The sequence below is a fragment of the Dyella japonica DSM 16301 genome (assembly GCF_001010355.1).
Lineage (GTDB): Bacteria > Pseudomonadota > Gammaproteobacteria > Xanthomonadales > Rhodanobacteraceae > Dyella > Dyella japonica.
The window spans coordinates 14,714-28,541 of record NZ_JPLA01000028.1 but is presented as its reverse complement, the minus strand read 5'-3'; the positions used below and the strand labels follow the sequence as shown (position 1 = coordinate 28,541).

General features: G+C 63.8%; 15 protein-coding genes. 9 read left to right on the top strand and 6 right to left on the bottom strand.

What is annotated here, in order from left to right; genetic code table 11:
- Positions 1 to 58 precede the first annotated feature (58 nt).
- From Y882_RS11340 to Y882_RS11320, 5 genes are all read left to right on the top strand, one after another.
- Entirely contained in the window at positions 59 to 1,672 is a 1,614-nt protein-coding gene (locus tag Y882_RS11340; RefSeq protein ID WP_082121079.1) for a serine hydrolase, read from the top strand.
- A 133-nt stretch (positions 1,673 to 1,805) separates the two neighbouring features.
- The gene (locus tag Y882_RS11335; protein WP_046972029.1) at positions 1,806 to 2,282 is read left to right on the top strand and encodes a hypothetical protein; all 477 of its coding nucleotides are present in this window, start codon (positions 1,806 to 1,808) and stop codon (positions 2,280 to 2,282) included.
- 341 nt (positions 2,283 to 2,623) lie between these two features.
- Positions 2,624 to 3,109, top strand: a complete 486-nt coding sequence (locus Y882_RS11330) for a hypothetical protein (protein WP_156171420.1) — start codon at positions 2,624 to 2,626, stop codon at positions 3,107 to 3,109.
- A gap of 145 nt (positions 3,110 to 3,254) precedes the next feature.
- Positions 3,255 to 3,563: a hypothetical protein gene (locus Y882_RS11325; protein ID WP_046972027.1), complete on the top strand. Its 309-nt coding sequence runs from the start codon at positions 3,255 to 3,257 to the stop codon at positions 3,561 to 3,563.
- Between the two features lie 69 nt (positions 3,564 to 3,632).
- Positions 3,633 to 4,160 (top strand): hypothetical protein, encoded by a 528-nt coding sequence (locus tag Y882_RS11320; protein WP_046972026.1) that lies wholly within the window; start codon positions 3,633 to 3,635, stop codon positions 4,158 to 4,160.
- Between the two features lie 64 nt (positions 4,161 to 4,224).
- On the opposite strand, the gene Y882_RS11315 is transcribed toward Y882_RS11320, so the two are convergent.
- The 5 genes from Y882_RS11315 to Y882_RS11295 all read right to left on the bottom strand — a co-directional run bounded on the left by Y882_RS11315 (position 4,225) and on the right by Y882_RS11295 (position 9,590).
- Complete coding sequence (locus Y882_RS11315) at positions 4,225 to 5,448, bottom strand: ATP-binding protein (protein ID WP_046972025.1); 1,224 nt, start codon at positions 5,446 to 5,448, stop codon at positions 4,225 to 4,227.
- Between the two features lie 7 nt (positions 5,449 to 5,455).
- On the bottom strand, positions 5,456 to 6,148 hold the full coding sequence (locus tag Y882_RS11310; protein WP_046972024.1) for a response regulator transcription factor: 693 nt from the start codon (positions 6,146 to 6,148) through the stop codon (positions 5,456 to 5,458).
- Between the two features lie 49 nt (positions 6,149 to 6,197).
- Complete coding sequence (locus Y882_RS11305) at positions 6,198 to 6,713, bottom strand: Spy/CpxP family protein refolding chaperone (protein WP_052949926.1); 516 nt, start codon at positions 6,711 to 6,713, stop codon at positions 6,198 to 6,200.
- Positions 6,714 to 6,822: 109 nt separating this feature from the next.
- Positions 6,823 to 7,542, bottom strand: coding sequence for a hypothetical protein (locus tag Y882_RS11300; RefSeq protein ID WP_156171419.1), 720 nt, complete (start codon positions 7,540 to 7,542; stop codon positions 6,823 to 6,825).
- 341 nt (positions 7,543 to 7,883) lie between these two features.
- Positions 7,884 to 9,590: an NAD(P)/FAD-dependent oxidoreductase gene (locus Y882_RS11295; RefSeq protein ID WP_211259168.1), complete on the bottom strand. Its 1,707-nt coding sequence runs from the start codon at positions 9,588 to 9,590 to the stop codon at positions 7,884 to 7,886.
- Between Y882_RS11295 and Y882_RS11290 the strand changes: the two genes are divergently transcribed.
- The 4 genes from Y882_RS11290 to Y882_RS11275 all read left to right on the top strand — a co-directional run bounded on the left by Y882_RS11290 (position 9,585) and on the right by Y882_RS11275 (position 12,955).
- Positions 9,585 to 10,934: an alpha/beta fold hydrolase gene (locus tag Y882_RS11290; RefSeq protein WP_211259167.1), complete on the top strand. Its 1,350-nt coding sequence runs from the start codon at positions 9,585 to 9,587 to the stop codon at positions 10,932 to 10,934. The two genes, Y882_RS11295 and Y882_RS11290, sit on opposite strands and share 6 nt — an antisense overlap.
- 197 nt (positions 10,935 to 11,131) lie before the next feature.
- The gene (locus Y882_RS11285) at positions 11,132 to 11,494 is read left to right on the top strand and encodes an RcnB family protein (protein WP_052949923.1); all 363 of its coding nucleotides are present in this window, start codon (positions 11,132 to 11,134) and stop codon (positions 11,492 to 11,494) included.
- A gap of 165 nt (positions 11,495 to 11,659) precedes the next feature.
- Positions 11,660 to 12,502, top strand: coding sequence for a class I SAM-dependent methyltransferase (locus Y882_RS11280; protein WP_046972089.1), 843 nt, complete (start codon positions 11,660 to 11,662; stop codon positions 12,500 to 12,502).
- Between the two features lie 48 nt (positions 12,503 to 12,550).
- Positions 12,551 to 12,955: a GFA family protein gene (locus tag Y882_RS11275; RefSeq protein WP_046972020.1), complete on the top strand. Its 405-nt coding sequence runs from the start codon at positions 12,551 to 12,553 to the stop codon at positions 12,953 to 12,955.
- Positions 12,956 to 12,976: 21 nt separating this feature from the next.
- Here the strand turns inward: Y882_RS11275 and Y882_RS11270 are convergent, their stop codons facing one another.
- The gene (locus Y882_RS11270) at positions 12,977 to 13,519 is read right to left on the bottom strand and encodes an ester cyclase (RefSeq protein WP_046972019.1); all 543 of its coding nucleotides are present in this window, start codon (positions 13,517 to 13,519) and stop codon (positions 12,977 to 12,979) included.
- Positions 13,520 to 13,828 lie beyond the last annotated feature (309 nt).

Below are 13,828 nucleotides of genomic sequence, written 5' to 3'. Positions count from 1 at the left end.
GCATCATCTCGAACATCGCGGGTTGGCTGATAGCGTTCACAGCAGGGGAGTGTGCTTGATGATCCGTGGTTCCCGTAACGTTGGCGCCTCGCGGATCACGCGCAGTGCGTGTGCAGCCGTGCTGCTGTCGTGGTGTGCGCTGGCATCTGCCTCGCCGGCGATCATATCGACGCCGGAACTCGACGCGTACGCGCACAAGGCCATGCAGACCTTCGACACACCAGGCATGGCTGTCACGGTGGTCGAGGGCGACACCGTCACGACTCACGCCTATGGCGTGCGGAAGCTCCAGGATGCGGCGCCGATCGATGCGCACACCATCTTCCCGATCGGCTCCAACACCAAGGCATTCACCAGCGCAGCGCTGGCGATCCTGGTCGACCAGGGCAAGCTGCGTTGGGACGACCGGGTGGTCGACAAGTTGCCGGGCTTTCGCATGTACGACGCTTACGCGTCCAGCGAGATGACGGTGACGGACTTGCTGGTCCATCGCAGCGGCCTGGGGCTGGGCGAGGGCGACCTGATGATGTTCCCCACCTCCAACCGTTCGCGTGCGGAGCTTGTGCACGACATCCGCTATCTGAAACCGGCCCGTTCGTTTCGCGCCGGCTATGACTACGACAATGTGCTGTACATCGTGGCAGGCGCCCTGGTGGAGGCCGTCTCCGGCCAGAGCTGGGAAGACTTCGTGCAGCAACAGATCCTCGATCCGCTGCAGATGCGCGATACGCAGACCAGCATCGACGCCGCGCCCGCCGACAAGGTCTCGCTGCATGCAAAGAACACCACGGCCGTTCGTGGCGTCGGCAAGCAGGCGGTGCTTGCCACCGTCATGACGGGCAAAGTGTTCGCCCCCGCTGGCGCATTGCAGGTGAGTGCAACGGACATGGGCCCCTGGCTGCGCCTGCAGCTGGACAGCGGGCAGCTGGACAAGAGCCGGCGGATCTTCAGCGATGCCGCCGCGAAGATGCTGTGGACACCGCAGACGCTTGTTCCGATTTCCACGCTGCCCAAACCCCTGGCCCTGGCTCAGCCGCAGTTCGAGGCCTATGCGCTGGGCTTTGAGGTGCAGGACTATCGCGGTCACAAGATCATCACGCACCTGGGCGGCGTCCTGGGTGGCGTCTCGGCGGTGGTGATCATTCCGGAAACGCATGCGGCGTTTGCCATCATGCTCAACTCCGAAGATGTCGGCACGTTGTTCGCCGTGCGCGAGCACCTGCTTGATACCTTGCTCGGCCTGCCTTCGCCCGACTGGATCGCCGGCTATAAGGATCTGTTCGACGGGATCAACGCCGGTGCCGTCGCCGCGCTCAAGACACCGGCCAAGGCCACGTCTGGCGAACGTGGGCCTTCGCTGCCGTTGACCAGCTATATCGGGGTCTACCGTGATCCGTGGTACGGCACCGCAACGCTTGCCCGCGACGGAAAGGGTGCACTGACCATCAGTTTCGATCGCTCGCCCGGCATGCACGGCACCCTGGAACATGTCCGGTTCGACACCTTCCGCACCCACTGGGCCATGCCCGACGTGGAAGACGCCTATGTCACCTTCGCCTTGGCGCCAGACGGCAGCATTGACCAGATGACCATGAAAGCGATCTCGCCCATCGCCGATTTCAGCTGGGACTACCAGGATCTGCGTTTCACACCGGTCCGCGCCGTGAAGTAGGGCAGCACGGGATGTGTTGATGGCGGTCGGTGTGTCGGGAGTTCCGCCCAACAAGCGCGGGTAGTTGTATAACTCTTCATGCGTCGCCGCTATCAGGTAGTCAGGGCACCGGTGTGTCCAGGGGCATCCCTTCATGGCCGACAAACCCACTCCCGAAGAAGTCGCGCTATGGCAGCGGCGTCTGGCCTCCCAGGCCAATAACCGTGCGTGGACCCTCGCGGAAAAGCTTCAACGCCCGCCTGAAGAAGACGAAGAGATGCTTCAGGCTGCCCACGCGGCGATGTATTTCTGGAAGATCGTCGGCAACCCAAGCAATCACGCCCATGCCGCGCTGCTGCTCGCCCACGCGTATGCACTGCTCGAGCTCCCCGAGCCGGCCGCCTACTACTTGGCCAAATCACTACCGTACTTCGAGCAACACGAGGGTGCGCCTTGGGAGATCGCGTTTTCCCATGCGGTGGCGGCCAATGTCGCCTTTGCACAAGGCGACCATGCGGTGCACGCCAGGCACTATGCGCAGGCACAAGCCGCGGCCGAACAGATAGCCGACCCGGAGACGCACGAGATGTTCGCTTCGACCTTGCGTGTGGTGCCGACACCCGGTCCCTGAGGCAGGCGGTGCGTCCTGCCTAGGCGGTCCGGCAGACTGTGCGGGCGAGGCTTTCGGTGCGATTATCGGCCGCGGACCGCATGGCCGCTTGGCACGAGCTTCGCAGACCGGCCTTCGAATCGAGCGGTCTTTGGGTACCATGCGGTCCCATGGGTAGGTCCAGGGGAGCCGGCTGCCTGAGGCAATCGGCTGGTCTACAAATATCGGTTCAGGGGGCAGTTGTGGCGCTACCGATTGGCAAGGGAACGGCCAGGGCTTCGTTCGCACTATTGATGCTTCTCTCTTTGACAGCGCCAGTTTGCGTGAGAGCGGATATCTACAAGTGCACCAAGGCAGGCGCCGTGTCCTACCAGGAAACACCCTGCGAGGGTGCGAACGTGCAGGAAGCACATATCCAGGACCGCGATTCTGATCATTTGGTCGGCTGTTTCGTCTCAAGCAATAGCCGCTCCTCGCACTACTACGAAGTTCGCGCCAACGGCGCGGGGACCTTCCAGTTGATCGACGAGAGCAATCCACTGGCATCGGGTGTGGTTCTGAAGAGAGCGACCAATGAAGAACTGCAGGCCGTCAGCAACGGGCTGCATATCAGCATCACCAACGGCTTGAGCCGCTATGTCCAGCAACCTCAGCGTGCGTACGTCTCGGTAAGCCGAACCGGCAACCGATACATGTCAGGCACCACGCCGGCGCCGCAACCCATCACGGCTGCAAGCCTCTACGGCATCTACAAGGGTACGGACGCGGACCACAGGCCGGTCTTCCTGCTGCATACCGGTGGCGGCGTGCCGCAGGCCATCGAACGGTCGACTTGTCCTGCCTATTAGTGCCTGTCGGTTTGCTGCTTGGAGTCGTTTTCGACTGTGTGGACGCTTCGACTTGATAAGGACGACTACTGGGCTTTGAACAGCGCGGCCATGAGACAACGTCGCCCCACCAAAGCAATGAACCAGAACGACGGGATACGCCCCCATGGAAATGCAGTCTCCGAGCGTCAAGCTGAAACCTTCTGTTCGCTGGCCGATTCGGATTCTGGCCGCATTGGTCGTGTTAGCCGGCATGGTAGCCATCGTCGGCTTCGTAGCTGACGTTTGGACACATAGGCAGCCTTTGGCCAAATGGCAATCTTTGGCCAGCCTGCCAGGCATTCTCTGGCTCGTTCGACAAGCTTGGTGCGCAGCAATTCAAGGAAGATCGCCCGCGGACCCAGCGTGGCCATTCGCAACCGAGCGTTTCCTGTTCTTCTATTTTGCGGCCTGGGTCGCCGTGTATCTCCTCTGAAGCGCAGCCCAAAGTAGACAGTTTCGAGTTTCCCGAATCCTCGGGAGCGAAGGATCATGGAGAGATTCGATGAGAAAGCAGTTGGCGGCGCTATGTGTTTTGCTTTCACTTGGAGTGGCAGCGAAAGATGAAGAACAAAGGTTCGAGGTAAGCCACGTCAAAGTTGGTCTTGCGTGCGTGAAGACCACGCCTGAGCCCGATCAGGATGGTTGGGTTTGCCAGCCGACAAAGGACATCTACGTGGTGGATCAGGGGTCATGCGTTTACGACAAGCGCGAGGTGCCGTGCACCTGGCATGGCCTGGAATTTGACTACAAGGGCGCAAAGCCGGGTGCCAAACTTGTCTGTAACGTGACCAGCAGTCAGCAGACCATCCTTGGGAACCCCAAGGGTGCAGCGAAGTCGGGGGCAAAGCAGCTCACCTACGAATTACGTTTGGACAAAAGCGAAGGCCATCATTTCGAAGCACAGTACACGGTCTTCGAATTGCATGAGGTTAGCTCTGCGGATGTGGCAGAGCACACCCAATGCGCGCTTGATGGTCACGTAGCCTTGTCGTATGACCAAGTGTTTCACTTTCCTGTAGAGAGCCACTGATGCCGGTCAGGTGAACGGTCCGTTGTCGACGCGAAGCGGTCGTGACAGGTCGATTCCGCGCCCTTCACGTGACGACCGGTATCGACACCACAAACGCAAAAGCGCCATCCGGTTCGTATCGGCAGCCAAGCTCGCCGCCGTGGTGGCGGGCGATCTGGCGCGCCAGTGCGAGCCCAAGTCCGGTACCGGCACGGTCGCGCGCAGCGCTGGCGCGGTAGAACGGCTCGAACACCCGCTGACATTCGTCGTTACGCAAGCCTGGGCCGTGATCGCGAACAACGAGTTCGGCTCGACCTTCGATCACCTGCAGTCGCACCTGCACGGGCGGCAGTCCATGGCGGTTGGCGTTGTCCAGCAGGTTGCGCAACAGGCGTAGCAATAGTCGCGGGTCGCCCTTTACCGTGGCGGGTCTTCCTTCCAGGTCGACGCCTTCGTGGCGTGCGCATTCTTCGGCGGCCAGCGCCAGCAGATCGACCGGCTCGCTCACCTCCAGATGCGGCAGCGCTTCCAGGCGGCTGGCGAGCAGGATCTCGTCGATCAGGGCATCCAGCTCGCCGATGTCCTGCTGCAGGCCGTCGCGACGACTCGCATCGACGCTGGGTCCGATCAGTTCCAGGGCCAGGCGGATGCGCGTCAACGGCGTGCGCAATTCGTGCGAGGCATTTGCCAGCAAGGTCTTTTGATGGCCGACCAGCGCATCGATCCGATCGGCCGCCTGGTTGAAGCTGAGCGCGAGGCGCGCCACTTCGTCGCGGCCTTCCACGGCGACGCGGGCATGCAGGTCGCCGGCGCCCAGCGAATCGACGGCCTGCTGCAGCCGTTCAAGGCGGCCGGTGATCCGCCGTACCACGGGTAGCGCCAGCACGCCGATGATGAAAGCCAACGCAAGCAGAAGCAGCAGCAAGACATGCAGCGGCTGAGTTTCACCACGCGGCACACTTGCCTGCAGCCAGCGACCATCGGGCAGGTGCAGCATCCAGAGCGCAGCACTCGCGGCATGCGATTCATTGATGCCTGGCGTCGCGCCTGACTCGGCGATCACTCGCCGGGAACCATCGAGCAAGGCCAGACGTACGGGCAGCCCCTGCGCCAACTTGTCGAGGGTTTGCTGTTGCTCCGTCGCGGGCGCCTGTGCAGGCGGCAGGGCATTGAGGAGGACCTGTGCCTGCGAATGCATCGCCGCTTCGTAAGGTCCGCCCTTGGTATGCCAGATCCACGCGAACGCCGCTGCATAGACCAGCAGGCTGATCACGACGGTGAGGTATATCCGCAGGTACAGGCGCGTCATGGCGGGCTCAATCCTGTTTGCGGGCGAACAGGTAGCCGGCGCCGCGCACGGTGATGATGCGCTTGGGCGATTTCGGATCGGCTTCGATGGCCGCGCGGATGCGCGAGATATGCACGTCGATGGAGCGATCGAAGGTGTCCAGCTGCTCGCCGCGCACCAGGTCCATCAACAGCTCGCGCGACAGCACGCGCCCGGCATGCTGGGCCAGCGCGAGCAGCAGTTCGTACTGGTAGGAGGTCAGCTCGGCCGCGCTGCCGGCGAGCTTTACCGAGTGTGCGTCGGTGTCGATCTCCAGCTGGCCGAAGACCAGGGTCTTCGTCGTCCCGGCGGCCGGTGCTGCGCGACGGCGCAGGATGGCGCGCAGCCGTGCGAGCAATTCGCGTGGCTCGAACGGCTTGGGTAGATAGTCGTCGGCGCCGAGCTCGAGGCCAACGATGCGGTCGATCGCATCGCCTCTTGCGGTGAGCATCAGCACCGGCAGGTCGGATCGTTCGCGCAATTTGCGACAGACGTCGAGCCCATCCATATCCGGCAACATCAGATCCAGGATCGCGGCATCCAGGGCGTGCGCGCTGAGCCTTTCCAGCGCTTGCGCCCCGGTTGCCGCCTGTTCCACCGCATACCCCTGGCTGCGCAGGTACTCGCCCAGCATGCCGGCCAGGCGCGGATCGTCCTCTACGACCAGGATGCGTTCGCTCATGACTTGCGCTCTAGTGCGACAGCTGCATCATAGCCATCGGGCCATGCTTTCAACCATGCGCCGGCGCCGTCATCGACATGTGCTGGGTCAGGTGTGCGACCAGCTTCTGCCGCTGATCCGGCGTCAGGACGGTGCTGCTGTCTTCCATCAGCCGGGTCATGCGCTGGGCGATCTGGTCGTGCACCGCGGTTTGTGCGGCACTTGCCTGATCGACGGCGGCGCGATCGATGGTGGGTGCCGCCAGCAGATTCAGCACCTGCGCATGGCCCGTGTGCAGCTGCTGGAACATCGGCAGCAGATCGGCCGCCGCCTGCTTGAAGATCGGATCCAGCGCGGCCTTCTGGGCGGCCGTCGCATCGAGCTCGATGTACAAGTGCTGGCAGACTTTTTCGACATGGGCAGCCATGTCGGCCTGGGACATCGGCCCGGCCATGTGGTGCATGGCTGCAACTCCGCCGTCAGCCGCCAGCACGGCAACGCCGGACGCCAGCACGGCGCCGCCGATGAAGCCGAGGAACGCGGCGCGCAGCGTGCGGGACTTTTGGGTGGATTGATCGATGGTCATGGTTTTCCTCCTGTGGGGGATGGGTTGTTTCGCCCACGCACAGCTTGAGCCCCGTGCATGAGCGCTTTACGAAGCCAACGTAAAGAAATATGAAGCGACGGCGGGCTGGTCAGGCGGGCGAGCGTTCGCGCAGCATCAGCACGCCGGCGGCAAGGTTCCAGACCGCCTGCAGCAATAGGGTGCCGATCACGACGCTCAGGTCCATCTGTGCGCCGGCGGCGATCACCATGGCCGCGGGCAGTCCACCCGCGAGCAGACCGATACCGCCGACCACGCGACGCAAGCCCGCATCGCGCAACAAGGCCACCGACCAGGCGATCGCGGCCACCGATTGCAGCACCCAGGCGACGCGAGCGATGTCGGTCAAGGCGATGGATTCGACCACGTGGATCATCCAGCGGGCCGTTTGTGCCGCCTCCGGCGTGCCGTTGACGAAATCCGCCGCAATGCCCGTGCTGATGAAGCCGTCGAGCAGGGTGGCCGCCAACATCAACACGCTGCCCATGGCATAGGTGATCAACCCGATCAGTACCGGGGCCCGTCGCAGGTCCAGCCGCTGGGACAGCACGGTGTAGCCGTACATCAGCCCGCACACGCATGCCATCGCCACCACGTGCACGTTCTGATGCCACGCCTGGATCTGCACCATGCTTTGCAGGATATCCTGCGTGGTCTTGCCGCTCGCCCCTCGATCAAGCGCGACCGTGGCGGTGGATACGATGGCGCTGGCCAGGATGGTGAGCCCGGCAAGGCGGCCATCGCCCAGGCTCGGGACGGTGGCCGCGTGTGGATGGGCGGAGAGTTTCAACGATTCGACGCGGGTAGTCATGGCGATCCATTCCTTGTCCAGGCGCACGGGATGTGCGGGACGCCACGCTAGACCGTTCGTTTGGCTGGGATATGTGGGGCCGGTAAAGAAGTATGAAGATGGCATGCTCGCAGGCGGCGCCGGCACATGGTGCGCGCGGCCCGGCTTTCTAAATGCTGTGCTGATACCTCTTATTTCTCGACGAAGGCACGCTCGATAACGTAGTCGCCCGGCTGGCCGGCCCGCGGGCTTGGCAGTCATGTGTGTGCACGGAATGGGCGAATGGAGCTGGATGGCGCGTTGCTGACGCGACGCGGCATCCAGTGCTCAATGAAGCGAAAAGTCCGGATCTCGACGCCCGGTCATGAAGATGGTTCTTCCTGTTTTGCTGTTTCGATCGCCGCCGAGGCGATCGAGATGGCGGGCATGAGGTTGCCTAGAAAGACCCGCCTGGCGATCGCCGGTCGCAGCAGCGATGACGGCGGCATCATGAGGTTGACGACTTTCAGGAACGTGGACGCCAGCGTGCTGTCCTCGATCGCGGCGAGATGAAGCTTGTCGATGTACCAGTTGATGAAGCGCAGCATCGGCGGGCGGGCGCCCTTGACTTGCGGATGGCGCAGGTCGCTGCCAACCGCGATGTGCCATGGAATATCCGCGATCTTCGCGGCCGCCTTGAAGAATCGGCGAGCGAGATCCTTGGTGCCGGCGCGCAGGCAGGCTTGCAGCATCAAGGCTTCTTGCGCCGCGGCCGTCATGCCCTGGCCGTAGATGGGGTTGAAGCTGCAAAGGGCATCGCCGAACACCAGGTAGTTGCCAGGGAAGCGTGCGAGCTGCTCGTAGCGCCGCCGCTGGCTGTCGACGTAGTGGTAGCGATGGAATTCACCCAACGGCTCGCCTCTAGCGACGATGTCGTGAATCTCCATGGTCGGCAGCGTGGCCAGAAAGGCGAGAAAGCCCTCGTCGTTGTCGGGCGCGTCATCGCCGAGAAAACCGCCGGTACTGACGATCCAACGGTCGTTTTCCTGGGCGAGCATGATGCCGTTGCGCCAGGTTGGCGCACTGCCGGCGACGACGACGCCGTGCTTGCCGTCCAGATCGCCCGGTCGACGCCGATAGGTTCGGCTCATATAGCAGATGCCGACATGGACCTTCTCATTGGCGGGAGGCCGGTAGCCAAGCTGCGCAAGCCACGTCGCACTGGATGAACCGCGGCCAGACGCATCTACGACCAAGTCTGCGTTGATCGTCGTTTCCGGTTTGCCCTCGATACAGGCACGCACACCAGTGACGTGCTTGCCGGTGGCGTCGGCGACTAGACCCCGCACAGAGCAGTTTTCCACGGCGCGGACGTTCGGCAATCCCAGCAGCCTTCGGCGCAGATGACCCTCGAGCACGGGGCGGCTCGCCAGCAGGCCGCTCAGGTCACTGCTGCCGTTGGCAAGCCGGACGTTGCGGCCGATCCAGATCACGTCGTTGGCGACATCGCCGATCAGTCCGCCGCTCTGCGCGACGACTTCGGCGTTGTATTCCGGAAAGAACGCTTCGATCACCGCGCTGCCGCGCGCAAGCAGACCGTGCGCGTGGCGACCCTGTGGCACGCCCTTGCGTGGCGTGTCTGCGGCAGGGAAGGCATCGCGCTCAAGCACGGTGACGGTGGTATAGAAGTCCGACAGCGCGCGGGCGGCCAGCAGCCCGCCCATGCTGGCGCCGATCACGATCGCATGCTCGCCCAGAAGTTTCATGGCCATCCTCCAGATCAATGGGTCGCGATGCGTCCAGCACCATCGCGTGCACGCAATGCTAGGATTGCCCCGTCCCCTGAGCGTCCCCTGGGCGCCGTCATTGAGGGTCGCCTCGTCATGGCTCTGCTCAGCGTGCAGACGCTTGGATTTCCCCAGCTCCGTCGCGATGACCAGCCCTGTCCGCTGGCCTTGCGCAAAGGGCTTGCCCTGCTGGTGTACCTGGGCGAAGTGAAGAGCCCCGTCGGACGCGACGTCATCGCCACGATGTTGTGGCCCGAAGGCGGCGAAGAGGTGGTGCGGGCGCGCTTGAGGCGTCTGTTGCATCGCCTCCAGCTCACGCTCGGCGAGCAGGCGCTCACCATCGATCGCTCGACCGTGCGATGGTCTGCCGCGATCGCGCTGCAGGTGGATTCGCAGCTGTTCGAGCAAGCCTGCGATGACGGCGAGTTCGAGCGGGCGTGCCGCCTTTATGCCGGCGACTTCCTCGATGGCTTTACGCCCGGCGACTGCCCGCAGTTCGACGAATGGGCGTTCTTTCGCCGCGAGGCCTTGCGCGGCCGCTTGATCCAGGCGCTCGAGCGGGTGGTGCAGGACAAGCATGCCGCGGGCGACTACGCGGCCGCCGCGGCGCACGCGGGCCGTCTGGTCGAGTGCGACCCACTCAGTGAAGTGTACGGCCGGCACCTCATCCGCAATCTTCTGCTGGCAGGAGACCGGGTCACTGCCCAGCGGCACTTCGAGGCGATCAGGCAGCGCCTTCACGACGAGCTCAACGTGGCTCCCGAATTGGAAACCAGCGCGCTGCTAGATGGCGGTACAACGTTGATCGGCGATAACCCGCCATCGACGCGCTACGTCAGCGGCGACGGCGTGCATCTCGCTTTCCAGACCTACGGCACAGGCCGCATGGATATCCTGCTGCTGCCTGGTTTCGTGTCGCACGTCGAACGCGTGTGGGAGGAGCCCCGCTGCCGGGCGTTTCTATCGTCCCTCGCCGGGATGGGGCGGCTTATCCTGCTCGATCGTCGTGGCGTCGGACTTTCCGATCGCGTCGGCTTCAATCCCAGCGTCGAGGCGACCGCGCAGGACATCGGCACCGTGCTTGACGCCGTCGGCAGCCGCCGGGTCGTGCTGTTCGGCGCATCGGAGGGCGGGCCGGCGTGCATCCAGTTTGCCGTTGACCATCCGCATCGCGTCGCCGGCTTGATCCTGTTCGCCTCATTGGCGAAGGGAACCGCCACCGACGACTACGTGCATGCGCTACAGGCCGCTCAATACGACCTGTGGCTGCAGCAGCTCATCGCCGGGTGGGGCGGGCCTGCGGGGATCGAGACGTTTGCGCCGAGCCTGGCTGGCGATCCCCAGGCGAGGGCCTGGTGGGCCGGTCTGCTGCGGGCGGCGTCGAGCCCGGGAGCGATCAAGGGCGTGCTCGCGGCGCTGCGCGAAATGGATGTGCGGCAGCTGTTGGATCGCATTGCCGTGCCGACCCTGGTGCTCCACCGTCGCGACGACCGCGCTGTCCGCGTCGGCGCCGGACGGCACCTGGCCAGCCAAATCTCCAAGGCGCGGTTCGTCGAGCTGGAAGGCGCCGATCATTGGGTCCACGCGGGTGATCAGCAACCCGTGCTGGCCAACATCAAGCAATTTGTCGGCAGTCTCGCTGCGTAAAAGTGGACGGTGGACGCCGTATAGGACGCGCTACCCGTCCATTTGATGAATGGGAGCCCCAAGCCACGTGGCTATTCATCGGTGCCCTGCGCAAGCGGCGCATTTTTGTGCGATGTTGTCCGCGCATCGCAAGTAGTTGCCGGTGGGCCGCTCCTTGCGAAGTCCATCCATCACTTCCTCCCAGCTACGGAACCCACATGAAGCGTGCTCTCTCCTTTCTCATCGCAGCCGGCTTGCTTGGCGCCAGCGGGCTGGCGGTTGCTTCGCATCAGGATGATCACGGGCATGGCAACGACAAGCATTGGGACGACGACCATGGCCACGGCCACAATCCCAAGGACGAGGGCCGCCACGACAACGGCAAGCACAAGGGTTGGTACAAGAAGGGCGACCGCTTGCCGGATCACTACTATGCGCGCGAGTACTACGTCACCGATTACCCGCGGTACCACCTGCGCCGCCCGGATCCGGGTTATCGCTGGGTGCGCGCGGATGGCGGCCAGTTCTACCTGACGCTGATCTCCAGCGGTGTCGTGATCGATATCGCTGCCGGTCTCTGATCGCCGCTCGGCTTCAGCAGGTCATCCCGGCTGACTGTCTGCCTCCGAGCAGGGGCAGGCAGTCGAGGTCAGGGCGGAGGCAAACCACCGGCCGCTGCGTCGCGACTGTGACCTGGGCTTCGCATTGCCCATAAACTACGCGTCTACCCCAGGAGTAGCTTGCTCGTGACGCACTATATCGGCCCCTTGCTCACGCGCTCCGTTGCCGATGGGCTGTCTGCTGCGCGCGCTGCCGGCGCCGGTGAATGGGCGGGTTCGATGGATCTGGGGCGCTCCAACGGCAGCGCGTCGCTGCACGCGGAAAGCTGGCAATGGAAGGGCGAGAGCTATCCGTATCCGGCGAAGGTCAAGGACCGCACCATCTATTACTGGGACGGCGATGAGTTTTCGTCGGTGTCGCGCTATGCCGGTTCGCTGATCAAGCTGGTGCCTACCGAGTGGGGTGCGCCCACGTTCGAGATCGACGGCATCAAGATGCTGCCGACCTCCAAGGAATCGCCGGTCGACGACGCGCGCCGCAAGGTGGCGCTGGTGGATCCGCGTGGCAAGGTCGTGCTCGACACCTGCGGTGGCCTGGGCTATTTCGCGGCGTGTTGCCTGGATGCGGGCGTGGCGCGCATCCAGTCGTTCGAAAAGAATCCGGATGTGTTGTGGCTGCGCACCATCAATCCGTGGTCGCCCGATCCGCAATCCGCGGCGAGCGGTGGTCGGCTGGAGCTGGCGCATGCGGATGTGTCGCAGGCCATCGTGCAGATCGCCGATGCCTCGGTGGACGCCTTGCTGCATGATCCGCCGCGCTTTGGCATTGCCGGCGAGCTGTATTCGCAGGTGTTCTACGATCAGCTCGCACGCGTGCTTCGGCGCGGTGGTCGTCTGTTCCACTACACCGGCAGCCCCAACAAGCTAACCAGCGATCGGGATGTCCCACGCGAAGTGGCCAGGCGGCTGGAGAAGGCCGGCTTCAGGGCCGAGTTGGCGCTCGATGGCGTGCTTGCCACGCGACGTTAAGCTGGGTGATCTGCGAATAGACGGCTAAACATGCAACGGAGGCTGGTCATGTCCAGCAAGACGGCATCGTGCTTTTGCGGTCAGTTGCGCATCGAAGTGCAGGGTGACCTGCTGGGCGTCGGAGTCTGCCACTGCCTGGCCTGCCAGCAGCGCACCGGCAGCGTGTTCGCGGCGCTGGCGGGATTCCGTGCGCCGTACACCGTCACCGGCAACGCCACGGAGTTCGTGCGCACCGGCGACCATGGCTCGCAATTCCGCTTCCGTTTCTGTCCCGTGTGCGGGAGCAATGTGTTCCACACCGAAGAGGGCGTGGAAGGCCACGTCTCGGTTGCGGTGGGCGCGTTCGCGGATCCCTCGTTTCCGCCGCCGGAAGATTCCGTCTATGAAAGCCGGCGGCATCACTGGGTGCGATTGCCCGAAAACATCACGCGCTACGACACCGATCCGTCGTAGCGCGGGTCATGCCGTCACGACTCAGTCCTTGATCGCGCCCAGCTGCTTGAGCAAGGTCAGATTGTCTTCCAGGTGCCAGTTCTCGACGATCTTGCCCTCGGCGACGCGATAGATGTCAGTGGCGATGAAGTCGACCGCCTGTCCCTTGCCCTGGATGCCGTTGAACTTGCCTGTGAAGTGGCCGGCGAAGTGCAGATGCGACACCACGCGGTCGCCGACCACCAGCATCTGTTCCACCTCGCAAGTCAGGTCGGGCACCGCCTGGCGGAATGCCTTGGACGCCTGCAGCGGACCGTCCGGCCCCTGCACGCGGCCCGGCGGCGGGGTGCGATCGACGAACTGCGGCGACAGCGCGGCCTTTGCCAGTGCCTCGTCACCGTTGTTCCAGAACGTGTCGTAACGGCGGGCGGCCAGCACGTTGGCGCGGGCGGTGCCCTTGGGCAGGCTGGGATCGACGATCAGCTGTTTGGGCACCACCAGCGAGGCGTCGGTGGCGGCCTGGGCCAGCGGTGCGACGGCAAGAGCGGCAACGAGCAGCGGGGCAACGAGGTGACGAGGGGCCATGACCGGGTCTCCGAAAAGGTGGCTTACGTTAACCCCGGCCCGGTGATGAAAGAATCAGGGGGGCGCGCAAAGCATCCTTTCCAAAAACGAAAGAAAGGCCGGCCCGTGGGCCTTGAACCCGCACGGGCCCGCCCCATGGAAGCGGGCGCCGTTGGGGCCGCCAGATGCATTTCAAGTGGCCATGCGATCTATATGGACGGCTAAATCATCGCTGAAGCATTGCCTTGAATCACCTGTCGCCAGCCGCATCTCCTGGTCACCGGTCGCTACGGGGCCGGTGCGCCGCTGCATGTTGCGCGGCGTCTACCT